General features: G+C 73.3%; 18 protein-coding genes and 2 pseudogenes. 13 read left to right on the top strand and 7 right to left on the bottom strand.

Features of this window, described 5'->3' with window-relative positions:
* Positions 1–24: 24 nt before the first annotated feature.
* Complete coding sequence (locus N8I86_RS15025) at positions 25–939, bottom strand: sugar phosphate isomerase/epimerase family protein (protein ID WP_263277987.1); 915 nt, start codon at positions 937–939, stop codon at positions 25–27.
* 124 nt (positions 940–1,063) lie between these two features.
* Between N8I86_RS15025 and iolC the strand changes: the two genes are divergently transcribed.
* The 9 genes and pseudogenes from iolC to N8I86_RS14980 all read left to right on the top strand — a co-directional run bounded on the left by iolC (position 1,064) and on the right by N8I86_RS14980 (position 14,715).
* A complete protein-coding gene (gene iolC / locus N8I86_RS15020) occupies positions 1,064–2,014 on the top strand; it encodes a 5-dehydro-2-deoxygluconokinase (protein ID WP_263277986.1) in 951 nt (316 codons plus the stop codon).
* A gap of 62 nt (positions 2,015–2,076) precedes the next feature.
* On the top strand, positions 2,077–2,961 hold the full coding sequence (locus N8I86_RS15015; protein WP_432020700.1) for a Cgl0159 family (beta/alpha)8-fold protein: 885 nt from the start codon (positions 2,077–2,079) through the stop codon (positions 2,959–2,961).
* Positions 2,962–2,968: 7 nt separating this feature from the next.
* Positions 2,969–3,808: a 5-deoxy-glucuronate isomerase gene (iolB, locus tag N8I86_RS15010; RefSeq protein ID WP_123437774.1), complete on the top strand. Its 840-nt coding sequence runs from the start codon at positions 2,969–2,971 to the stop codon at positions 3,806–3,808.
* On the top strand, positions 3,805–5,691 hold the full coding sequence (gene iolD / locus N8I86_RS15005) for a 3D-(3,5/4)-trihydroxycyclohexane-1,2-dione acylhydrolase (decyclizing) (RefSeq protein ID WP_123437775.1): 1,887 nt from the start codon (positions 3,805–3,807) through the stop codon (positions 5,689–5,691). The genes iolB and iolD overlap by 4 nt, the downstream gene beginning before the upstream one ends.
* Positions 5,692–5,707: 16 nt before the next feature.
* A complete protein-coding gene (gene mmsA, locus N8I86_RS15000; protein WP_073900575.1) occupies positions 5,708–7,210 on the top strand; it encodes a CoA-acylating methylmalonate-semialdehyde dehydrogenase in 1,503 nt (500 codons plus the stop codon).
* 391 nt (positions 7,211–7,601) lie between these two features.
* A complete protein-coding gene (locus N8I86_RS14995; protein ID WP_123437777.1) occupies positions 7,602–9,017 on the top strand; it encodes an APC family permease in 1,416 nt (471 codons plus the stop codon).
* Between the two features lie 149 nt (positions 9,018–9,166).
* A complete protein-coding gene (locus N8I86_RS14990; RefSeq protein ID WP_263280106.1) occupies positions 9,167–11,821 on the top strand; it encodes a CocE/NonD family hydrolase in 2,655 nt (884 codons plus the stop codon).
* Positions 11,818–12,681, top strand: a complete 864-nt coding sequence (locus N8I86_RS14985; RefSeq protein WP_263277985.1) for an ABC transporter permease — start codon at positions 11,818–11,820, stop codon at positions 12,679–12,681. The genes N8I86_RS14990 and N8I86_RS14985 overlap by 4 nt, the downstream gene beginning before the upstream one ends.
* 115 nt (positions 12,682–12,796) lie before the next feature.
* A pseudogene (locus N8I86_RS14980) lies at positions 12,797–14,715 on the top strand (AMP-dependent synthetase/ligase).
* Between the two features lie 56 nt (positions 14,716–14,771).
* On the opposite strand, the gene N8I86_RS14975 reads toward N8I86_RS14980, so the two are convergent.
* The gene (locus tag N8I86_RS14975) at positions 14,772–15,176 is read right to left on the bottom strand and encodes a rodlin (RefSeq protein ID WP_073900588.1); all 405 of its coding nucleotides are present in this window, start codon (positions 15,174–15,176) and stop codon (positions 14,772–14,774) included.
* 247 nt (positions 15,177–15,423) lie between these two features.
* Between N8I86_RS14975 and N8I86_RS14970 the strand changes: the two genes are divergently transcribed.
* From N8I86_RS14970 to N8I86_RS14960, 3 genes are all read left to right on the top strand, one after another.
* On the top strand, positions 15,424–15,822 hold the full coding sequence (locus N8I86_RS14970; protein ID WP_073900590.1) for a rodlin: 399 nt from the start codon (positions 15,424–15,426) through the stop codon (positions 15,820–15,822).
* A 238-nt stretch (positions 15,823–16,060) separates the two neighbouring features.
* A complete protein-coding gene (locus N8I86_RS14965; RefSeq protein ID WP_073900592.1) occupies positions 16,061–16,288 on the top strand; it encodes a chaplin in 228 nt (75 codons plus the stop codon).
* A gap of 116 nt (positions 16,289–16,404) precedes the next feature.
* Entirely contained in the window at positions 16,405–17,343 is a 939-nt protein-coding gene (locus tag N8I86_RS14960; protein WP_263277984.1) for a chaplin, read from the top strand.
* A gap of 51 nt (positions 17,344–17,394) precedes the next feature.
* Here N8I86_RS14960 and N8I86_RS14955 read toward each other — a convergent pair.
* Positions 17,395–18,650 (bottom strand): annotated as a pseudogene (locus N8I86_RS14955) (NAD(P)-binding domain-containing protein).
* Between the two features lie 154 nt (positions 18,651–18,804).
* On the opposite strand from N8I86_RS14955, the gene N8I86_RS14950 reads away from it, so the two are divergent.
* A complete protein-coding gene (locus tag N8I86_RS14950) occupies positions 18,805–20,004 on the top strand; it encodes a glycoside hydrolase family 26 protein (protein WP_385324205.1) in 1,200 nt (399 codons plus the stop codon).
* On the opposite strand, the gene N8I86_RS14945 is transcribed toward N8I86_RS14950, so the two are convergent.
* The 4 genes from N8I86_RS14945 to N8I86_RS14930 are packed head-to-tail and all read right to left on the bottom strand — an operon-like array spanning position 20,001 to position 23,618.
* Complete coding sequence (locus N8I86_RS14945) at positions 20,001–21,125, bottom strand: GNAT family N-acetyltransferase (RefSeq protein WP_263277983.1); 1,125 nt, start codon at positions 21,123–21,125, stop codon at positions 20,001–20,003. The two genes, N8I86_RS14950 and N8I86_RS14945, sit on opposite strands and share 4 nt — an antisense overlap.
* On the bottom strand, positions 21,122–21,778 hold the full coding sequence (locus N8I86_RS14940) for a lipopolysaccharide biosynthesis protein (RefSeq protein WP_263277982.1): 657 nt from the start codon (positions 21,776–21,778) through the stop codon (positions 21,122–21,124). Before N8I86_RS14940 ends, N8I86_RS14945 begins: the two co-directional genes overlap by 4 nt.
* The gene (locus N8I86_RS14935; RefSeq protein ID WP_263277981.1) at positions 21,775–22,932 is read right to left on the bottom strand and encodes a glycosyltransferase; all 1,158 of its coding nucleotides are present in this window, start codon (positions 22,930–22,932) and stop codon (positions 21,775–21,777) included. Before N8I86_RS14935 ends, N8I86_RS14940 begins: the two co-directional genes overlap by 4 nt.
* Positions 22,929–23,618 carry a polysaccharide deacetylase family protein gene (locus tag N8I86_RS14930; RefSeq protein WP_317633648.1) on the bottom strand — a complete coding sequence of 230 codons (690 nt, stop codon included), beginning with the start codon at positions 23,616–23,618 and terminating at the stop codon, positions 22,929–22,931. Before N8I86_RS14930 ends, N8I86_RS14935 begins: the two co-directional genes overlap by 4 nt.
* Positions 23,619–23,646: the final 28 nt, after the last annotated feature.

Here is a 23,646-nt window from a genome sequence, read left to right as displayed (position 1 = left end):
GGTTCCGCACGTGCGCGCGGGTTCCTAGGCCCCGCACGAGCGCAGGAACGCCCGGGTCCTGCGGGCGATCGGCAGCGGCCGGTCCGGCTCGCAGGGGTACATGTCCTGCTCGACGATCGCGAACAGCTCCACGCCGAGCCGCTGCGCCGCCTCCAGCACCGGTCCCAGCTCGGGTGTACCGGACGGGGGCTCGCACATCACGCCCTGGGCCACCGCCGGCCCGAACGGCGTGCCCTTGGCCCGCACGTCGGCCAGGACCTCCGGGTCCACCTGCTTGAGGTGCAGATAGCCGATCCGCTCGCCGTAGGTCTCGATCAGCTTGACGCTGTCCCCGCCGCAGTAGGCGTAGTGCCCGGTGTCCAGGCACAGCGACACCAGGCCGGAATCGGTGCCGTCGAGGAAGCGGGTGACGTTCTCCTCGCTGTCGATGTGGGTGTCGGCGTGCGGGTGGACGACGATCGTGAGGCCGTACCGCTCGCGCACCTCCCGGCCGAGCCGCTCGGTCAGCGAGGTGAGGTTCCGCCACTGCCCGGCCGTCAGTTCGGCGGGCTCCAGCACCTGCCCCGTCCGGTCGTCGCGCCAGAAGGACGGGATGACGACCAGGTGCCGGGCGCCCATCGCCCGGGTGAGGTCCGCGATCCCGGAGACGTGGGCCCAGGTCTCCTCCCACACCTCCTCGCCGTGGTGCAGGCCGGTGAAGACGGTGCCGGCCGACACCTTCAGGCCGCGCCGGGCGGTCTCCTCGGCGAGCACCGCGGGGTCGGTGGGCAGGTAGCCGTAGGGGCCCAGCTCGATCCACTCGTAGCCGGAGGCGGCGACCTCGTCCAGGAAGCGCTCCCAGGGCACCTGCCGGGGGTCGTCGGGGAACCAGACGCCCCAGGAGTCGGGCGCCGATCCGATGCGGATGCGGGACAGTGAGGAGGGCGACAACGACGTCATGGCCGCCAGCGTGCGGGCGGGGGGAAGGGGTGTCAAGGGCTGGTCCGAATGTCTGGACAAAACATTGACAGGGTCCGGCGTACGGGACTACAAAGCCGTGGAGAGCCGTGACGAAGGGAAGCCGATGGCCTACGACCTGATCACCATGGGGCGGATCGGAGTGGACCTCTACCCACTGCAGACCGGTGTCCCGCTCGCCCAGGTGTCGTCCTTCGGCAAGTTCCTCGGCGGGTCGGCGGCGAACGTCGCGGTCGCCGCCGCCCGGCTCGGCAGACGCACCGCCGTGATCACCCGTACGGGGGACGACCCGTTCGGCGTCTATCTGCACGAGGCGCTGCGCGGCTTCGGCGTCGACGACCGCTGGGTCACCCCCGTGCCCGGGCTGCCGACCCCGGTCACCTTCTGCGAGGTCTTCCCGCCGGACGACTTCCCGCTCTACTTCTACCGCCGGCCGAAGGCCCCCGACCTGGAGATCGACGCCGCCGAACTGGACCGGGACGCCGTCCGCGACGCCCGGATCTTCTGGGTCACCGGCACCGGCCTGAGCGAGGAGCCCAGCCGCACGGCGACCCTCGCCGCCCTCGCCCACCGGGCGAAGGCCGGCCCGACGGTCTTCGACCTCGACTGGCGCCCCATGTTCTGGACCGATCCGGACGCCGCCCGCCCCTTCTACGCCGAGGCACTGCGCCACACCACGGTCGCCGTCGGCAACCTGGACGAGGTCGAGGTCGCGACCGGGGAGCGCGAACCGCACGCCGCCGCCCGGGCCCTGCTGGCCGCCGGAGTCGAGCTGGCCGTCGTCAAGCAGGGACCCAAGGGAGTGCTCGCCGTCGACCGCGCGGGCGAGTCCGCCGAGGTCCCGCCGCTGCCGGTCGAGGTGCTCAACGGCCTCGGCGCCGGGGACGCCTTCGGCGGGTCCCTCTGCCACGGCCTGCTGGCGGGCTGGGACCTGGAGACGGTCATGCGGTACGCCAACGCGGCCGGTGCCATCGTCGCCTCCCGCCTGGAGTGCTCCTCCGCGATGCCGACCCCGGACGAGGTGGCCGCCGCGCTCGACGCCGGAGCGGTGCTGTGAGGGCCGGCCGCGTGGCGGGCGCGTACCCGCACGGCGGCGACGGGGCCGCCCGGAGCCCCCGGGTGGACGTGGCCGAGCTGGTCCGCATCCGCACCCGCCATCCCGAGGCGATCGAGGAGGCCGCCGCCCGCCGGGCCCGGCGCCCGCTGCTCGGCGAGAGCGGCCGGCTGATGATCGTCGCCGCCGACCACCCCGCCCGCGGCGCGCTCGGCGTCGGCGAGCGCGGGCTCGCCATGGCCAACCGCGCCGACCTGCTCGAACGCCTCTGCCTCGCGTTGTCCCGGCCCGGGGTGGACGGCGTCCTCGCCACCGCCGACATCCTCGACGACCTGCTCCTGCTCGGCGCCCTCGACCACAAGGTCGTCATGGGCTCCATGAACCGCGGCGGACTCCAGGGCGCGAGCTTCGAGCTGGACGACCGCTTCACGGGCCACCGGCCCGAGGACATCAGCCGTCTCGGCTTCGACGCCGGCAAGCTGCTGCTGCGCGTCGACTACGCCGACCCGGGCTCCCTGACCACGCTGGAGTCCACCGCCCGCGCCATCGACGCCATGGCGGCGCACCGGCTGCCGGTCTTCGTGGAGCCGTTCATCAGCCGCCGCACCCCGGAGGGGAAGCTGCGCAACGACCTGTCGGCCGAGGCGGTCACCCGGTCCATCGCCATCGCCTCCGGCCTCGGCGGCTCCTCGGCCTACACCTGGCTGAAGGTGCCGGTCACCGAGAACCCCGACGACATGGCCCGGGTCATGGAGACCTCCACACTGCCGGCCGTGCTGCTCGGCGGGGACATCGGCGACTCCCCGGAGGACCAGGTGGCGGCCTACGAGAAGTGGCGCGGTGCGCTCCGACTGCCCACCGTGCGCGGCCTGGTGGTCGGCCGCTCGCTGCTGTACCCGGCGGACGGCGACGTGGCCGCCGCCGTGGACACCGCCGTAGGACTGCTGTGAGGACCGCATGACCCGCACCGACCTGCATCTGCCCCGGGGTGCCACCGCGAACGCCCGGTACGCCCTCGACATCGGCCCCGAGTCGGCCGGCTGGACCCACAGCAGCCTGCGCGTCGCCGAGTTGGCGCCGGGCGGCCGTCATTCGTTCCCCACCGGCGACAGTGAATGGATCGTGCTTCCGCTGGAAGGCGGATGTACCGTACGAATTGAGACTGCGTCAACCGAGCAGTGCGAGTTTCAACTCCTGGGCCGGGACACTGTGTTCGCGTCGGTCTCCGACTTCGCGTACGCACCCCGGGACGCCCGGGTCCAGATCGCCTCCGGCGCGGGAGGCCGCTTCGCCCTGGCAGGAGCGAAGTGCGAGCGACGACTCCCCGCCCGCTACGGCCCCGCGCCGGAGGTCCCCGTCGAGGAACGCGGCAGCGGCACCTGCGCCCGCCGGGTGCGCAACTTCGCCTCCGCCGACTCCTTCGACTGCGACCGGCTGATCGCCGTCGAGGTGATCACCCCCGGCGGCAACTGGTCCTCGTACCCGCCGCACAAGCACGACGAGCACCGGCCGGGCGAGGAGTCCGAGCTGGAGGAGATCTACTACTTCGAGATCGACGGTCCGAACGGTCTGGGGTACCAGCGCGTATTCCCCTCGCGCGAGGGCGGCAGCGACGTCCTCGCCGAGGTCCGCTCCGGCGACGCCGTCCTCGTCCCCGACGGATGGCACGGCCCGTCGATCGCCCAGCCCGGGCACGCCATGTACTACCTGAACGTCATGGCCGGACCCGGCGCGACGCGGGAGTGGCGGATCTGCTTCCACCCCGACCACGCAGAGAGCACAGGGGGGTACCGATGACCACCTCGACGACGAGGCTCACGGTCGCGCAGGCACTCGTCCGCTTCCTCGCCGCCCAGTACACCGAACGGGACGGCGAACGGCGGCGGCTGATCGGCGCGACCTGGGGCATCTTCGGCCACGGCAACGTCGCCGGGCTCGGCCAGGCGCTGGTCGAGTACGCCGGTGTCATGCCCTACCACCAGGGCCGCAACGAGCAGTCCATGGTGCACGCGGCGGTCGGCTACGCCCGCCAGTCGGGCCGGCTGTCCACGCACGCGGTCACGACGTCGATCGGCCCCGGCGCGACGAACCTCGTCACCGGCGCCGCCCTCGCGACCGTCAACCACCTCCCGGTCCTGCTGCTGCCCGGGGACGTCTTCGCCACCCGCCCCGCCGACCCCGTCCTGCAGCAGCTGGAGGTGCCGTACGCGGGCGACGTCTCCGTCAACGACACCCTGCGTCCGGTGTCGCGGTACTTCGACCGCGTCACCCGCCCCGAGCAGCTGATCCCCAGCGCGCTGCAGGCCGTACGGGTCCTCACCGACCCCGTGGAGACCGGCGCGGTCACCCTCGCCCTGCCGCAGGACGTGCAGGCGGAGGCGTACGACTGGCCGGAGGAGTTCTTCGCCGAGCGGGTGTGGACCGTCCGCCGGCCGGGTGCCGACCCCACCGAACTGGCGGAGGCGGTCCGCGCGATCCGAGCCGCCCGCAGGCCGCTGGTCGTCGCCGGCGGCGGGGTCCACCACAGCCGTGCCGAGGCGGCCCTCGCCGAGTTCGCCGCGACCACCCGGATACCGGTCGCCTCCACCCAGGCCGGCAAGGGCTCCCTGCGCCACGACCACCCGCAGGACGTCGGCGGCATCGGCCACACCGGCACGGCGACCGCCGACGAGCTGGCCCGCACGGCGGACCTGGTCATCGGGGTCGGCACCCGGTACACGGACTTCACCACCGCGTCCGGCACCCTCTTCGAGAACCCGGACGTCCGCTTCCTGAACCTCAACATCGCGCCCTTCGACGGCCACAAGCTGGCCGGACTCCCGCTGGTCGCCGACGCCCGCAGCGGCCTGGGCGAGCTGACCGAGGCACTCGTGGTGCACGGGCACCGGGTCGCCGGCTCCTACGTCGCCGAGTACACCGAGGACAAGGAGCGCTGGGAACAGCGGGTCGACGCCTGCTTCGAGGCGGACGACCCCGACGTACGGCCGACCCAGCCGCAGGTCATCGGTGTCCTGGACGCGCTGGTCGACGAGTCGGACATCATCATCAACGCGGCCGGCTCCCTCCCCGGCGACCTGCACAAACTGTGGCGGGCCCGGTCGTCCGACCAGTACCACCTGGAGTACGGCTACTCCTGCATGGGCTACGAGATCCCGGCCGCGATCGGCGTGAAGCTCGCCGCTCCCGAGCGGAACGTGTGGGCGCTGGTCGGCGACGGCACCTACCTGATGATGCCGACGGAGATCGTGACCGCGGTGCAGGAGGGAATCGCGATCAAGGTACTGCTCCTGCAGAACCACGGGTACGCGTCCATCGGCGGCCTCTCGGAGGCGGTGGGCGGCGAGCGGTTCGGCACGGCCTACCGGTTCCCGGCGGACGAGGGCACCCTGACGGGCGCCCCGCTCCCCGTCGACCTCGCCGCCAACGCGGCCAGCCTCGGCATGCGGGTGCTGCGCGCGAGGACCGTGGGCGATCTGCGCGAGGCGCTCGCCGAGGCGCGGGCCGCCGACACTCCCACATGTGTCTACGTGGAGACCAAAACGTCCGACACTGTGTCGGGCGCGCCTCCGGCGCAGGCCTGGTGGGATGTTCCTGTGGCCGAGACCGCGACCCGACCGTCGGCGGTCAAGGCACGAGAGCTGTACGAACGGCACGTCTCGACCCGACGCCGCCATCTGTAATAAGGAGTCTCTGGGCATGACGAAGATCGTCAACCACTGGATCGGCGGGAAGACCGCCGAAGGCGCGTCGGGTGCGTACGGGCCGGTCACGGACCCGGCGACCGGCGCGGTCACCACCAAGGTCGCGTTCGCGTCGGTCGAGGAGGTGGACGCGGCCGTCGCGGCGGCCAAGGACGCCTTCGCGACGTGGGGCCAGTCCTCGCTGGCCCAGCGCACCACGATCCTGTTCAGGTTCCGCGCGCTGCTCGACGCCCACCGCGACGAGATCGCCGAGCTGATCACCGCCGAGCACGGCAAGGTGCACTCCGACGCGCTCGGCGAGGTCGCGCGCGGCCTGGAGATCGTCGACCTGGCCTGCGGCATCAACGTCCAGCTGAAGGGCGAGCTGTCCACGCAGGTCGCCAGCCGGGTGGACGTGGCGTCCATCCGCCAGCCGCTCGGTGTCGTCGCCGGCATCACGCCGTTCAACTTCCCGGCGATGGTTCCGATGTGGATGTTCCCGATCGCCATCGCGACCGGCAACACCTTCGTGCTCAAGCCGTCGGAGAAGGACCCGTCGGCCGCGATCAGGATCGCCGAGCTGCTGGCCGAGGCCGGCCTGCCCGACGGCGTCTTCAACGTCGTCCACGGCGACAAGGTGGCCGTGGACCGGCTGCTGGAGCACCCGGACGTCAAGGCCGTCTCCTTCGTCGGCTCGACCCCGATCGCCCGCTACATCCACACCACCGCCTCCGCCAACGGCAAGCGCGTGCAGGCCCTCGGCGGCGCCAAGAACCACATGCTGGTCCTGCCGGACGCCGACCTGGACGCGGCGGCCGACGCGGCGGTCTCGGCGGCGTACGGCTCCGCCGGCGAGCGCTGCATGGCCATCTCCGCGGTCGTGGCCGTGGGCGGCATCGGCGACGCGCTGGTGGACAAGATCCGCGAGCGCGCCGAGAAGATCAAGATCGGTCCGGGCGACGACCCGGCCTCCGAGATGGGCCCGCTGATCACCAAGGCGCACCGCGACAAGGTGGCCTCCTACGTGGCGGGCGCCGCCGCCGAGGGCGCCGAGGTGGTCCTGGACGGCACCGGCTACACCGTGGACGGCTACGAGGACGGTCACTGGATCGGCATCTCGCTGCTGGACAAGGTGCCCACGAGCGCCAAGGCCTACCAGGACGAGATCTTCGGCCCGGTGCTGTGCGTGCTGCGCGCCGAGACCTACGAGGAGGGCGTGGCGCTCATCAACGCCTCGCCGTTCGGCAACGGCACCGCGATCTTCACCCGGGACGGCGGCGCCGCCCGCCGCTTCCAGATGGAGATCGAGGCGGGCATGGTCGGCGTGAACGTGCCGATCCCGGTGCCGGTGGGCTACCACTCCTTCGGCGGCTGGAAGGACTCGCTCTTCGGCGACCACCACATCTACGGCAACGACGGCACGCACTTCTACACCCGCGGCAAGGTCGTCACCACGCGCTGGCCCGACCCGGCCGACGCCCCGGCAGGCGTGGACCTGGGCTTCCCGCGCAACCACTGAGTGCCCCCCGGAGGTCGCCTCCGGTCCTCGTCAGGCCGTCCGGAATCCGGACGGCCTGACATTTTTTTGACGCCCCGGCTGCGATTCTCGTTAGTGCTGGACGAATCGGGTGGCGAAGGGGTGAACGGAAAATGACCTTGGAAAGCAAGGTCACACTGACCTACGTCTTGATGGATGCGCCAATAGGGCGTCACGGCCTGTGAAAGTGATGCAGGGGAGATCGTTCCACAACTGCGGATTTCGAAGGTAAACAGCCATTGACGCAGTGGTTTTCGTCGGGGTTCCCTATGGCAGCACCGGGAGCGGACGAGATGAACGTACGACGATCCGCCGGAGGCGATAGCGCTCCCGAGCCCATCCCCAGTCGCACGAGTCGATCGGATTCCGCCGCATGACCGACACGCTCCGCCCTGTCGAGGCTCCCCTCGTAGAGGCCCCTGACAGCCCCCAGAAGCTCAAGCGCTCCATCGGCGTAGTCGGCGGCACCCTCCTCACACTCTCGTGCGTCACACCGGCCTCCACGCTCTTCGTGGTCGTCCCGGACCTGTTCGGCTCCCTCGGCACCGCCACCGCCCTGACGATCGCCATCGGCTCCCTCCTCTGTATCGCCGTGGCGTTCTGCTACTCCGAGCTGGGCACCCTCATCCCCAGCGCGGGCGGCGAGTACGCCATGGTGTCGACGATGGCCGGACGCCTCGCCGGCTGGCTCGTCTTCGTCCTCTCCCTGCTGGTCGTCATGATCGTGCCGCCCGTCATCGCGATGGGCACCGCCGACTACCTCGCCCCGATCGTGCACCTCGACCCCGCGATGACCGGCGCCGGCGTCATGCTGCTCGCCACCCTCGCCGGCCTGCTCGACCTGCGCGCCAACGCCTGGATCACCGGCATCTTCCTGGTCCTGGAGGTCATCGCGGCCGGTGTCGTCGCGCTGCTGGGCTTCTCCCACAGCCACCGCGGGCTCGGCAGCCTGACCTCGATGCAGGTCGCGGGCACCGGCGGCCACACGGACACGGTCACCGCGATGCTGGTCGTCTCCGGCCTCGCCATCGCCCTCTTCGTCACCCAGGGCTTCTCCACCGCGGTCTACCTCTCCGAGGAGCTGGAGAACCCCCGGCGCAACGTCGCCCGCACGGTGCTCGCCACCCTCGCCATCTCCACCGTGATCATCCTGGTGCCGGTCGCCGCCATCACCATGGGCGCCTCCGACCTCAAGGAGCTGACCGGCGGAGACATCAGCTCCATGGTGACCGCCTGGTCCAACTCCGCGGTCGGCACCTTCGTCAGCCTCTGCGTGGCCCTCGCGATCATCAACGCCGGCATCGTCATGGTCATCCAGAACTCGCGCGTGCTGTTCGCCTCCGCCCGCGACAAGGCCTGGCCCGGCCCGGTCAACACCGTCTTCTCCAAGCTCGGCCGCTTCGGCTCCCCCTGGGTCGCCACGCTCGCGGTCGGCGTCCCCGGCGCGCTGCTCTGCTTCGTCAACCTGGACACCCTGTACGGCGTCACCGGCGTCTCGGTGACCGCCATGTACCTGCTGGTCGCGGTCGCCGCCCTGCTGGCCCGCCGCGGCTCCCACAAGCACACCTCCGCCTGGCGGATGCCGCTGTGGCCCGCGATGCCGATCCTGCTGATCGTGGTCCTCGCCTACATCCTCACCCAGCAGGAGGCGAGCTACCTGATCTGGACCGGCGGCATCACCGCCGTCGCCACCCTCTACTGGGCTCTCTACCTCCGCCCGCGCCGCGACACCCGCTGGCTGGTGTCCATCCCCGAGGACACCCAGGTCCCGGAGCACCCGCAGGCCTGATCACGGCGCCTCGTACCGCGCCTGGCGTACACCGGGACCGGCCCGTACGCCGTGAGGAGGGTCCCCGGTTCAGACCGGCGGCAGCATCGCCCGCCGGCGCCGCCCCGTACGGTTGACGCATGGATCTTCGCCCGTCCCCCCGGGGGCGAATGAGGAAGGGCGTACCCGCGCTGCGGGGGCTGCTGAAGCGGCCGCGCCGGCTGATCGCCGCCGCGGCCGCCGTCGTGGTGCTCGCCGGCGCCGGTACCTGGGCGACGGCGGCCGTCGGCTCCGAGGACACCCGGTCCGTGCGCGTCAGCGACCGGATCGTGACCTTCGACGGCGTGCGCCTGGACACCTCCTTCTTCGCCCCGGCCGACGCCGGCCGCCACCCCGCCGTCCTGCTGGGCCACGGCTTCGGCGGCAGCAAGGACGACATGCGGACCCAGGCCGAGGACCTCGCCCGGCACGGGTACGCGGTCCTCACCTGGTCCGCGCGCGGCTTCGGCCGCTCCAGCGGGAAGATCGGCCTCAACGACCCGAAGGCCGAGGTCGCCGACGTCTCGCGGCTCGTCGACTGGCTGGCCGAGCAGCCCCAGGTCCGCCTGGACAGGCCCGGCGACCCCCGCGTGGGCATGGCCGGCGGCTCGTACGGCGGCGCCATCGCGCTGCTCGCCGCCGGACACGACGACCGCGTCGACGCCATCGCCCCGGCCATCACCTACTGGAACCTCGCGGACGCCCTGTTCCCGGGCGGCGTCTTCAAGAAGCTGTGGACCGGGATGTTCTTCAACACCGGCGGCGGCTGCGCCCGCTTCGAGCCCGCGCTGTGCCGGATGTACGACCGGGTCGCCGAGTCCGGCACCCCGGACGCGGCGGCCCGCGCGCTGCTGGAGGAGCGCTCGCCGTCCGCCGTCGGCGACCGGATCAGGGTGCCCACCCTGCTGATGCAGGGCCAGACCGACTCCCTGTTCACCCTCGACCAGTCCGACGCCGCCGCGAAGGCCATCAGGGCCAACGGCGCCCCGGTGGACGTCGACTGGATCGCCGGCGGACACGACGGCGGGGACATGGAGACCGGCCGGGTGCGGGCGCGCGTGGAGAGCTGGTTCGACCGGTACCTGAAGGGTGACGAGGGCACCGCCACCGGCCCGGCCTTCCGGATCACCCGCACCGGAGGCGTCGACTCCACCGACGGCACCGCCCAGCACCGCGGCGCGACCGCCCCCGCCTACCCCGGCCTGCACGACCACCCGCGCACCGTCGCCCTCTCCGGAGGCACACAGCGCGTCGCCAACCCGGCCGGCGCCAGCCCGCCCGGCGTCTCCGCGCTGCCCGGCCTCGGCGGCTCGGGCGGCCTCGGTCAGCTCTCCGCGCTCGGCGTCGGGGTCTCCCTGGACTTCCCCGGGCAGTACGCGCGCTTCGACTCGGCGCCGCTCACCCGCGACCTGCGGATCACCGGCGCCCCGACCGCCACCGTCCACGTCACCTCCACCCGCGACGACGCGGTCCTGTTCGGCAAGGTGTACGACGTCGGCCCCGGCGGCACCCGCCAGGTCCTGCCCTCCCAGCTGGTCGCGCCCGTCCGGGTGACCGGCGCCAAGGCGGGCAGGGACGTCACGCTCACCCTGCCGGCGATCGACCACGAGGTGCAGCGCGGCCACCGGCTCCGCCTGGTCCTCGCCTCCACCGACCTCGGCTACGCCTCACCGGCCGCCCCCGCGACCTACACCGTCTCCCTGAGGGGAGACCTCGCCGTGCCCACGGCCCCGGCCGTCAGCACCGCCGCGGCACCCCTGCCCTCCTGGGTCTGGTGGCTGCCCGCGGCCGGCGCCGCGGCCGCCCTGGCGCTGCTGCTGACCACGCGCCGCCGCACGGCCGCCCCCGGACCCGACCCGGAGCTCACCGAGGTCCCGCTCGTGATCACCGGCCTCGCCAAGCGGTACGCCAGATCCGCCGACCGGTACGCGGTCCGCGACCTGTCCTTCCGGGTGGAGAAGGGCCAGGTGCTCGGCCTGCTCGGCCCCAACGGCGCCGGCAAGACCACCACCCTGCGCATGCTGATGGGTCTGATCACCCCGGACGACGGCGAGATCCGCGTCTTCGGGCACGCCGTCCGGCCGGGCGCCTCGGTGCTGTCCCGGGTCGGCGCGTTCGTCGAGGGCGCGGGCTTTCTGCCGCACCTGTCCGGCCGGGAGAACCTGGAGCTGTACTGGCGGGCCACCGGCCGTCCGGCCGAGGACGCGCACCTGGAGGAGGCCCTGGAGATCGCCGGCCTCGGCGACGCCCTCGCCCGCGCGGTGCGCACCTACTCGCAGGGCATGCGCCAGCGCCTCGCCATCGCCCAGGCCATGCTCGGGCTGCCCGACCTGCTCATCCTCGACGAGCCCACCAACGGCCTGGACCCGCCGCAGATCCGCGAGATGCGCGAGGTGATGATCCGCTACGCGGCCGGCGGCCGCACGGTGATCGTCTCCAGCCATCTCCTCGCCGAGGTGGAGCAGTCCTGCACCCACCTGGTGGTGATGGACCGCGGCCGGCTCGTCCAGGCCGGCCCGGTCCGGGAGATCGTCGGCTCCGGCGACACCCTGCTGGTCGGTACCGCCGCGCCCGTGGAGGAGCCGGTCGCGGAGAAGGTGGCCGCGCTGCCCGGTGTCGCCTCCGCCGTGCGCACCGACGACGGTCTGCTCGTCCGGCTCGAACCCGGCGGCACGGCCGAGCGGCTGGTCGTGGAGCTGGTGCGGCTGGAGGTGCCGGTCGCCTCGGTCGGCCCGCACCGCCGGCTGGAGGACGCGTTCCTGACCCTGATCGGAGGTACCGCATGAGCACGCTCGCCGAGCGCGCCGAGACGGCGTCCGGCTACCGCGCGGGCCGCACCCTGCCCCTGCGGGTGGAGCTGGTCCGCCAGCTCAAGCGGCGCCGCACCCTGGTCATGGGCGCGGTCCTCGCCGTGCTGCCGTTCGTGCTGCTGATCGCCTTCGCCGTCGGCGGCGAGCCGGGGGGCCGCAACAACCAGGTCACCCTGATGGACACGGCCACCGCGTCCGGCGCCAACTTCGCCGCGGTCAACCTGTTCGTCTCGGCGGGCTTCCTGCTGGTGATCCCGGTCGCCCTGTTCTGCGGGGACACGGTCGCCTCCGAGGCCGGCTGGTCCTCCCTGCGCTATCTGCTGGCGGCGCCCGTGCCGAGGGCCAGGCTGCTGTGGTCCAAGCTCGTCGTCGCGCTGGGGCTCAGCCTCGCCGCGATGGTCCTGCTGCCGGTGGTGGCCCTCGTGGTCGGCACGGCCGCCTACGGCTGGGGCCCGCTGCAGATCCCCACGGGCGGCGTGCTGGACGCGGGTACGGCGGCCCAGCGCCTGGTGGTCGTGGTCGCGTACATCTTCGTGTCCCAACTCGTCACCGCGGGGCTCGCGTTCTGGCTGTCCACGAAGACGGACGCCCCGCTGGGCGCGGTCGGCGGCGCGGTCGGCCTGACCATCGTCGGCAACGTCCTGGACGCCGTCACCGCGCTCGGCGACTGGCGCCACTTCCTGCCCGCGCACTGGCAGTTCGCCTGGGCCGACGCCGTCCAGCCCCGTCCGGAGTGGGCCGGCATGATCCAGGGCGCGGCGATCTCCGTGACGTACGCGCTCGTGCTCTTCGCCCTGGCGTTCAGGGGCTTCGCCCGCAAGGACATCGTCTCCTGACCCCGCCCGGCGTCCCGGGAGATAGCGCACGCCCCATTGACCTTCCCTTACTTACGAGTAAGTTGACGCACCGGTAAGGAGCTTGGCAGGGCACGAGCCGCGACCGGGAGCCGTCATGGGCGTACGCAGGGAACTGAAGCGGGCACGGCGGCGGACCGATCTGGCGGACCGGAGCGCGGTGGAACTCGTGCGGGACGCGAAGGGCGCCGTGCGCGAGGTGCGGGCGGCGCCCCTCGCGCCCGCGCTCACCACCGGGTCCCTGGCCGACCTGCCGTTCGCGCACGCGGCCGAGACCCCGACGCGGTGCTCGTGCGCCGCCGCGTACGGAGCGCCTGGCACCCGGTCACCGCGGCCGCCTTCGCCACCGAGGTCGCCGCCGTCGCGAAGGGTCTGATCGCCGCCGGCCTCGAACCGGGCGGCCGGGTCGCCGTGATGTCCCGCACCCGCTACGAGTGGACCGTCCTGGACTTCGCGATCTGGGCGGCCGGCGGCCAGTCCGTACCCGTCTACCCGACGTCCTCCGCCGAGCAGGTGGAGTGGATCGTGCGCGACTCCGGCGCCCGCTTCGCCGTCACCGAGACCGTCGGGAACGCGGCCACCGTCACCGCCGGCACCGCGGGCCACACCCGCCCCCCACGCCTGTGGCAGCTCGACGCGGGCGCCCTCGCCGACCTCGCCGCCCTCGGCGCTGACGTCCCCGACGACGAGCTCGCGGGGCGCCGCGCCACGACGAGCCCCGGCACCATCGCCACGATCTGCTACACCTCCGGCACCACCGGCCTGCCCAAGGGCTGCGTCCTCACGCACGCCAACCTGCACGCCGAGGCCGCCAACACCGTCGAACTGCTGCACCCGGTCTTCCAGGCCGTCACCGGCCGGACCGCGTCCACCCTGCTGTTCCTGCCGCTCGCCCACATCCTCGGCCGCACCCTGCAACTCGCCTGCCTGCTCGCCCGCATCGAGATCGGCCACTTCCCGAGCGTCCGGCCCGACGAACTGCGGCCCGCGCTCAAGGAGTTCCGGCCCACCTTCCTGGTCGGGGTGCCGTACCTCTTCGAGAAGATCCACGACACCGGGCGCGCCACCGCCGAGAAGATCGGCCGCGCCGCCTCCTTCGACCGCGCCGAGCGGGTCGCCGTCCGCTTCGCCGAGGCGTACCTGCAAAAGTTCCTCGGCACCGGCAAGGGCCCCGGCCCCGGCCTGTACGCCGCCTGGGCCCTGTACGACCTGCTGGTCTACCGGCGCATCCGCGCCGAGCTGGGCGGCCGCATGCGGTACGCCATCAGCGGCGGCTCCCCTCTGGACCGCAACCTCAACCTGTTCTTCCACGCCGCCGGGATCGTCGTCCACGAGGGCTACGGCCTGACCGAGACCTCCGCCGCGGCCACCCTCGTGCCTCCGCTCGGCCCCCGCCCCGGCACCGTCGGACTGCCCGTCCCGGGGGCCGCCGTACGCATCGCCGACGACGGCGAGGTGCTGATCAAGGGGGCGATCGTCTTCGGGGCGTACTGGAACGACCCGGCGGCCACGGACGCCGTGCTCACCGACGACTGGTTCGCCACCGGGGACCTCGGTTCGCTCGACGAGGACGGCTACCTCACCATCACCGGCCGCAAGAAGGACATCCTCGTCACCTCCGGCGGCAAGAACGTCTCCCCGGCCGTCCTGGAGGACCGGCTGCGCAGCCGCTCACCCGTCGGCCAGTGCGTGGTCGTCGGGGACAACCGGCCCTTCGTCGCCGCCCTGGTCACCCTCGACCCCGAGGCGCTCGCCCACTGGCTGGCGGTGCGCGGACTGCCGGCGGACACACCGGTCGCGGAGCTGGCCGGCGACGAACGGCTGCGGGCCGAGGTGCAGAAGGCCGTCGACTACGCGAACGAGGCGGTCTCCCGCGCCGAGTCCGTCCGCGCCTTCGCCGTCGTCGAGGGGGAGTTCACCGAGGAGAACGGACTGCTGACCCCGTCGCTGAAGGTCAGGCGGCACGCGGTGACCGCCACGTACGCGGAGACGATCGAGGCGCTCTACCGACGCTGAAACGCCGCAGCGGGCCGCCGAGTTGCTCGGCGACCCGCTGCACGCACCGGGATCGGTTACTTGCCGGCTTCCGAGTTCTGCGACAGGACCGACACGTCCTCCAGCAGGTGCGCCAGCGCACCGTCGCGCTTGGCGTTGGTGCTGTTCTCGGTGCACTGCTGCTGCATGTGGTCCGACAGGATCGGGAGGTCCTGGACGTTGACGCCGATGAGGGCGCCGACACCGACCGGGATGTCGTTGACCGCGATGCACGGCTTGTTGAAGGAGCCCTGGATCAGCGCGATCTGGGGGCTCATGTTCCCGTACGTGGCCGAGTTGCCGTAGCTCTGCCAAGCGCCGTTGCCGTTCGCGGCGGTCGGCCCGCTGTCGTTCCCGAGCGCCAGCGCCTGCGGTGCCGCGGCAGCGGAGGCGCCCATGGCGGAAGCGGCGACGGCCGCAGTGGCAACAATCTTCCTGATCACTGGCCAGTCCTTTCAGAGGAAACCCCGTCCACCGGAGCGTTCTGGACAACTCCCCCGGCCCCGTGTGGTTTCTCCCGTTCACTCCCACGGCGGACAGCGCGGACTGGTGGTGCGCTTTTAGGCTTTGGTGATTTCCCGCCCCGTCCACGGTCGTGCGGGCCAACCGGGTGAATGGGCGCAACCATTCCTGGTGGGCCGGGTTGATGTCGCCGTAGGACATGCGTCGCTACGAGGAAAGGAACGCGAAGTGCTCAAGAAGGCAATGGTCGCCGCTGCGACCGCCGCTTCTGTCGTGGGAATGGCGGTGGCGGCCGCGCCGCAGGCGCTTGCCATCGGCAACGACGACGGACCGACCGTCGCCAACGGCAACGGCGCCGTGTCGTCGTTCGGCAACTCGGCGACGAAGGGCAACATGAGCCCGCAGCTGTCGCTGGTGCAGGGCACGCTCAACAAGCCGTGTGTCGGCGTCCAGGACGTCGACGTCGCGGTCGACGCCCTCATCGGTGTCACGGCCCAGGACATTCCGATCCTGTCGGACCACCTCCAGCAGCAGTGCGACGACAACTCGTCGAACGTCAAGCGGGACGGTGCGGTCTCCCACGTCCTGGAAGACCTGTCGGTTCTTTCGTCCAACGGCGAAGGCTGAGCCGAACTGGTCGGGCCCGGGCCGTCCGCTGCTTTGTCTGCGGGCTGTCCGGGCCTTTTCCACGTTCATTTCGAGGGAGCTGTACGGGGCATGGCGGGTGCGATCGAGTGATAATCCATCAGTTCGCGTTCCGCAAAGCCGAATTCCGTCAATTCCTCGTTCCGTGCCACGACCGTCCACGTCGTGCCTGCACGGTTCTGGCAGTCATTGGGGCATGACCCCAGAGAAGGGAACATCCATGAAGAAGAGCGTTGCTCTCGTCGCCGGCGCCCTCCTGGCCCTCGGCATGGCCGCTCCGGCCTTCGCCGACTCCGGTGCCGACGCCGCCGCCGCCAACTCCCCGGGCTTCCTGTCCGGCAACGTCGTCCAGATTCCGGTCCACGTGCCGGTCAACCTCTGCGGTGACTCGGTCGACGTCATCGGTCTGCTCAACCCGGCGCTCGGCAGCGGCTGCGCCAACGACTGAGACGCACCACAACGCATCAGCCTCCGGCTGTGTACCGCCGGCCTCGGATCGTCGATCACTCGACTCTGCGCTCCGAGGCCGGCTTTTCCACTTCTACGAGCAGGAAGACAACGAGATTGCGACAGACCCTCAGTAAGGGCATGGTCGTGGCCGCGGCCGCGACCGGCATGCTGTCGTTGTGCGGCGGCGCCGCACTCGCCGACACGGAAGCCCAGAGCGTCACCCAGGGTTCGCCGGGCCTGGTGTCCGGCAACAGCGTCGAGGTTCCGGTGAACGTCCCGGTCAACGTCTGCGGCAACTCCGTGGACGTGGCAGCCGCCCTGAACCCGGCCTTCGCCAACGCCTGTGCGAACGAGGACAAGGGCCACTCGACCCCGCCGTCGTACGGGGACGAGGAGTCGACGCCGCCCTCGACGCCGCCCTCGTACGGGGACGAGGACCACTCGACTCCGCCCTCGTACGGGGACGAGGACCACTCGACCCCGCCCTCGACGCCGCCCTCGTACGGGGACGAGGACCACTCGACCCCGCCGTCGTACGGCAGCGACGACCACTCGACGCCCCCGTCGTACGGCGACGAGGACCACTCGAAGCCGCCGTCGTACGGGGACGAGGACCACACGACCCCGCCCTCCACCCCGCCGTCGACTCCGCCCTCGTACGGCGGTGACGACCACACGACCGCGCCCCCCTACGGCGGCGAGGACCACACGACCGCGCCTCCCTACGGCGGTGACGACCACACGACCGCGCCTCCCTACGGCGGTGACGACCACACGACCGCGCCCCCCTACGGCGGCGAGGACCACACGACCCCGCCTCCGTACGGCGGCGACGACCACACGCCGCCCCCCTACGGCGGCGACGACCACCCCACGCCTCCCGGATACGGCGAGGACGACACCCCGCCCCACGGCTGGCATCACCACCGGCCCAGCCTCCCGCACACCGGCGGTGACGCCCGGGCCATGCTCGCGACCTCGGCCGCCAGTGCCGCGCTGATCGCGGCCGGGACGATCCTGTACCGCCGCGGCCGGGCAACCTCCCGTCGGTAGGGCGCCGGGTGCCGGTCCCGAGCGCCCGGCACCCCGCGACCTCCGGCGTCCTCAGTGCCGTACCGCGTGCGGTGCTCCGCCGGTCCGGCCGGCCGGGATCCGCCAGCCGGCCGGCCCCGCGCGCAGCCGCCGCCGCACCCCCGCACCAGCGTGCCCGCCGTGAAGGCCGCGCCGTGCACGAAGCGCATCGCCGGGCCGAAGCCCGCCGCGGTGACCGGACCGGCCAGGAAGAGACCGGGATACGACGACTCGAACTCCAGCCCCACCTCGGGTGCCCCGTCGGCGCCCGCCGCCAGCAGCGCGCGCAGCTCGGGGGAGAGCAGGCGCAGCCGGTCGACCGTGGCGCGGAAGCCGGTCGCCGCGATCACATGACCGGTCTCCAGCACCCCGCCACCGCCCCGCCGGACCGCCGTCGTCAGACGCAGGCCGCCCGGCACCTCCTCGGCCGCGACCACCCTGCGTCCGGGCAGGATCTCCACCCGGTGCTCCACCCGCTCGCGCAACCACCAGGCACCCGCCGGGCCCAGCGCCCGGGACGCGGTCCGGGCCCGCGTCCGCTCGGGCAGCCGCCGGTACAGGTCCGGCCGCTCGGCGTAGAACGCGTTCCGCCAGCCGGTGCCGAGCCCGCTGTGCGGGGAGCGGGCCGAACGCCACCAGGGACGCTCCCGGGGCGGCGGCACCTCGTTCCAGCGCAGCCGGTCGGCCACCGTCAGGACCCGCACCCGTGTGCCCTGCTCGGCGAGGAGCGCGGCCGTCTCCAGCGCCGACTGGCCGCCGCCCACCACGGTGACGTCCCGGTCGCGGAAGCGGTCGAGGGAGGCGTGGTCGCTGCTGTGGGAGACCAGGGCCGGGGGAAGGCCGCGCAAGGGGGCCGGGATCTCGGCGAAGGGCAGGGCGCCGACGGCCAGCGCGACCGTCCTCGCGGTCAGCGTCCCGCCGTCCTCGGTGACGGCCTCGAAGCCGCCGGTGCGCGGCGCCACCCGGGTCACGGTCCGCTGTTCGAGCAGGGGCACGGCGTTGCGGGCGAACCAGGTGCCGTACTCCGCGAACAGCTCCAGCGGGATCGGCTCGGCGTGCCGGACCTCCACCCCGCGGAAGGCGCAGAAGACGTCGAGGCGCCAGCGGCCCTCGGGGTCGGAGAGGTCGGACGCCCAGGGCTCCGACGTCAGGAACATGCCGCGGGGCATGTGCTCGCGCCAGGTCTGCATGGGCCGTCCGAGTACGCGGACGTCGAGTCCGGCCGCCGTGGCGTGCGACGCGATGGACAGGCCGTAGGGGCCCGCGCCCACCACCAGCAGGTCGTGCATCAGCAGCTGCTCACCTTCTCGTCCGTTCGCCCGTGCGGGGGTTCGGGTCACCTGGAAGCCGTAACCGAGCCGGGCGGAATTCATATCGGTATGACCGTCCGTCAATAACAGGGACAGCAATGCGGGAACGCAGTCGAGCGGAGGGAGGAGCAGCGTGGCTCCTCGGCACAGGGCTCCTCAGCAGTACGCGGCTCCACAGCGGCGGCGCCGCCTCGGGCGGCTGACCGGCATCGCGGCGGCGGCCGTCGCGTCGCTCGTGCTGGCGGCCGCTCCCGGACCCGGAGCGGGGAGCGCGCGGACCGCGGGGCCGTCCGCTCCCGCCCCGGCGGCGGGCAGCTCCGCCGCCGTCCCGCCCTTCGGCGCCTTCCTCGACTCCGGGCCGCTCGGGGTGGCCCGCATGGCCGCGATGAGCGCCTGGCTCGGCGGGACCGAGCTGAAGGTCGCCCACACCTACCTGCCCGGGGGAACCTGGCGCGACATCGAGGGGCCGCCCGGTTTCCTCGACGCGTGGGCGCAGTGGCGGCAGCGGAAGGCCGACCGGACCCTCGTCCTCAACGTGCCGATGCAGGAGCGCAACGAGGAGGGCCTGTCCGACGACGAGGTACGGGGGCTGCTGAGCCAGGCCGCGGCAGGCGCGTTCGACCACCATTTCAGGACCCTGGCCGAACAGCTGGTGCGGCTCGGCGTCCCGGACACGGTGATCGTGCTCGGCTGGGAGATGAACGGCATCACCTACAGCCACCGCTGCGGACCGGACCCCGAGGCCTGGAAGACGTACTGGAGGCGGATCGTCGCGGCCATGCGCGCGGTGCCCGGCCAGCGGTTCCGGTTCGACTTCACGCCGTCCCGCGGCCGGGACGCCGTGCCGTGGACCGACTGCTACCCGGGGGACGACACCGTCGACATCATCGGCATGGACTCCTACGACCAGCCGGCGGGCATGTCGTTCGACGAGCAGGTGTCCGAGCCCTACGGGCTCCAGCAGCACGTGGACTTCGCCAGGGCCCACGGCAAGCCCGTCTCGTACCCGGAGTGGGGGCTCTTCCGCAACGGTGACGACGCCGAGTACATGCGGCGCATGCTCGCCTGGTTCGACGAGCACGGACCGGTGTACAACACGCTGACCGACTACTGCCCGCACGGCGTGTGGCAGTGCGGCGCGAACCCCGGGGCGTCGCAGGTCTACCGGACGGCGCTGTACGGCCGTACCGACGAACGCACCCCGGCCGAGCCGGTCCCGACCCCGCCGCCGGCCCCCGCCGACTGCTCGCCGCTGGACCTCGGCGAGTGGATCGAGTCCCTGCTCGGCCGGAAGCTCTGCCTGCCCCTCGGCCGGTGGCCGGCGAACCGCTAGCCCCGCCCGCGTTCCCGCCACCGGCGCAGCACCTCCCTGCCCCGGTGCCGGGCGGCCGCGTCGCACAGCGCGGCCGTCAGCAGCGGGGCGGTGCGCCGCCGGGCCAGCAGCAGCCGCTGGTTGACGACCGGTTCGGGACGCCAGTGGTGCTTGTACGGCTCGTCACCGCGCAGCAGGCTCAGCGTGCCCCGCCCGCCGCCCGCCACGTGCTCCGCGCACGCGTCCAGCAGCATCACCGCCACGTCCGCCTTCCGCTGCCGCAGGCCCGGGTGGGCGCCGTACAGGTAGCCGCCGACCAGGCTGCGCGACAGCAGGGTCAGGTCGACGGCGACCACCTCGCCGTCGATCAGGAACTCGGTGACCACCGCGTTCCCGGACCGCACCATCGGACCGACCGCCCGCACCAGGTGCGCGCGGAACCGCGGCTGGAGGTGCTCGGACGTCACCTTCCGTCCCTGCCACTGCAAGCGGTGCAGCTCCAGGAGCCGGCCGAGCGCGGCGTCCACCTCCTCGGGGCCGACCGTGCGCCGGGTCACGCCGAGCGCGTCCAGCTTGCGCAGCTTGGCCCGTACCCGCTGGGCCTTCTGCGACGGCAGCCGTGCCACCAGGCCGTCCATGGGCAGGGCGGGCAGTTCCAGGCACGGCGAGTCCCCGAGCGTGCGCCGCGGTCCGCGCCAGCGGTCGTGGATCCGCTGCGCGGTGCCGCCCGGGCGCACCTCGCGGAAGTCGACGAGCGCCGTGCGTGCCGCCTCCGCCAGCGCCTCGGTGAGGGCGTCGGCCGCGCGCCCGTCGTCGCCGTCGTCCAGCAGCACGTCCGCGTAGTCGGAGATCGGCCCGCCGAGCGGGACCAGCGCGGGCAGCGGCCGGCGGACCAGCATCAGCGGTGCCGCGGCCAGCAGTTCACCGCCGCGGCGCACGAGGAGCAGCCGCAGCCGGCCGCGCCTGCCGTACGACAGCCACCACGAGTGCAGCCAGGCGTGGCTCTGGAACGGGGTCGCGGCGGCGCACCGCGCGTGCAGCCGCCCCCAGGCCGGGGCGAGCGCCGCGAAGACGCGCTCGTCGGTGACGAGTTCGGCGGTGACGGCGGCCCGGGTGGCGGGCGCCGTGCGCGTCGCCGTCACAGCCGGCCGCGGGCGTCGGCGGCCACGGCCGGTGCGGGCACCGACGCCGGCCGCAGCAGTTCGTCCTCCGGGCGGCGCCGCGGCCGTACCAGCAGCGCGAGACCACCGAGCAGGCCGCCGCCGCTCGCCCCGACCAGAGCGGTCAGCCCGGCCGAGGGCGAGGTGGGCGAGTCCGGCCGCACGGCCCGGGAGAACTGCACCAGCTGGACGTGCGTGTCGGCCTTGGTGCCGTTCGCCTGCGCGGTGAGCGCGGCGGCCACCGCGTTGGCCATGGCGGCCGCCTGGGCGGGGCGGGCGGAGGTGGCGGAGACGGCGACCATCGGGGCGTCCGGCGAGGTCGCGGTGCGCACGCTCTCGCGCAGGGTCTCCACCGGCACCCCGGCCCGCCCCTGCGCGTCCCCGAGCACCGCGAGCTGTGTGGCGACCCGGCCGTAGGCCTGCGCGAAGCCCAGCGCCGAGGACGTGTCCGACCGCTCCGTGGGGACGACGACGACATAGCTGGTCGCCGTGTACGTCGGCGTCTTCAGCCCGCCGTACGCACCGCCCAGCAGCCCACCCGCGAGGACCCCGGCGGCCACCAGCGACCAGGGTGGCAGCGCGCGGACGCGGGCGAGACGGGCGGGGCGATGGCGCCGGCTGTGGTGGTCGGTCATGACGGTCTTGCTCCCTGCTGGACGGGGACTCGGGTGGACGCGGGGGCGAGCGCCGCCGTGTAGACCTCCATGAGGCGGGCGGCGCTGCGGGTGATGCAGTAGTGGCGGGCCGCCTCGGGGGCGGTGCGCGGGCCGGGGCCGGCGGCGCGGACGGCGGCGAGCGCGCGGGCGTAGGCGCCGGCGTCGCACGGGACGCGCACCGCGTCCGGGGCGGCCTCGGGCGGCAGGTCCTGCAGTGCGGGGCACGAGGTGTAGCGCACCGGCAGCCCGGCCGCGAGCGCCTCCACCGCCGCGAGCCCGAACGCCTCCTCGGGGGACGGCGAGGCCAGCACGTCCATCGCGGAGGCCAGCGCCGGCAGGGCCGGGCCCGGGGAGCCGTCGGGCAGGTACGGCCGCTCGCCGGCGAACAGCACCCGGCCGGAGACCCCCGCCGCCCGTGCCGTCCGCCGCAGGGCGTCCTCCTCGGGACCGCCGCCGACCAGCAGCAGCCGGCAGTCGGCGGGCAGCCCGGCCAGGGCGTGGATCAGGACGTCGAAGCGCTTCCCGGGGGCGAGCCGGCCGATGCCGCCGACGACGAACGCGTCGGTGGCGAGCCCGAGTTCGTCCCGGACCCGCCGGCGGGCCGCCGGGTCGAAGGCGAACCGCGCCCGGTCGATGCCGTTGGGGACGACCGCGATCCGCGGCCCGGGCACGCCCCAGCGGCCCAGCCGTTCGGCGACCGTGGGGGAGACGGCGACGGTCGACCGGCCCAGCCGCTCGCCCAGGAGGTACAGCCCGCGCACGCCCGCCGTGAGCGGACGGCCCTCCATCTGCGAGTCCCCGAGGGAGTGCTCGGTGGCGACGACCGCCCGGACCCCGGCCAGCCGGGCGGCGATCCGCCCGTACAGACAGGCCCGGTACAGGTGCGTGTGCACCAGGTCGTAGCGGCCGCGCCGGACGACGCGGGCCAGCCGGGGCAGCGCGGCCAGGTCCCGGTTGCCGGTCATCCCGAGGTCCACCACCCGCACCCCGTCGGCGGCCAGCCCGGCCGCGACCGGGCCGGGATTGGTCAGCGTCACCACGTCGCAGTGCACCGGCAGGTGCCGCAGCAGCAGCCGCAGTTGCTGCTCGGCACCGCCGACGCCGAGCCCGGTGATGATGTGCAGCGCCCTCACACCCCCTCCACGGGCCGCCGGCGCAGCCGGTGCAGCCGCCGCTTGAGGAACAGGCGTACGGCGGTGTCGTCCTGCCCGACGTGCACGCGCGGCAGGACGTGCGGGCCGTTCAGCCGGCCGGGGTCGATGGCGCAGCCGTAGCCGTACCCGGCGTTCCGCACGGCGTCCACCGCCCGCCGGTCGACCGTGCCGTACGGATAGCAGAAGCCGGTGACCGCACGCCCGGTCAGCTCCTCAAGCAGGGCCCGGCTCTCGGCGGTCTCGGCGGTGAGCAGGGCGTCGTCGGCCCGGGTGAGGTCGACGTGGGTGAGGCCGTGCGAGCCGATCTCCACGCCCGCGTCGGCCGCGCGCCGGACGCCGTCGGCGGTCAGCAGCGGCTTGCGCGGGCCCAGCGGGTCCCAGGCGTTGTCACCGCCGAGCCGGCCGGGCAGGACGAACAGGGTGGCGGTGCATCCCCAGCGCTCCAGCAGGGGCAGGGCGTTGTCGAGGAAGTCGGCGTAGCCGTCGTCGAAGGTCAGGCCCACCAGGTCCCGTCCGCCGCCGGCCGCCCGCGCGGCGAGCAGCTCGGCCACCGACACCCCGCGCAGCCCCCGCCGGCGCAGCCAGTGCAGCTGCCGGTCCAGGCGCTCGGGAGTGACCGTGATGCGGTACGGGTCGTCGGTGCGGTCGCCGACGGAGTGGTACATGGCGATCCAGGGGACCGGTCCGGTCGTG

Source organism: Streptomyces albidicamelliae (genome assembly GCF_025642175.1).
Lineage (GTDB): Bacteria > Actinomycetota > Actinomycetes > Streptomycetales > Streptomycetaceae > Streptomyces > Streptomyces albidocamelliae.
The sequence above is the reverse complement of the archived record's forward strand: the minus strand, read 5'-3'. Positions and strand labels throughout refer to the sequence as shown.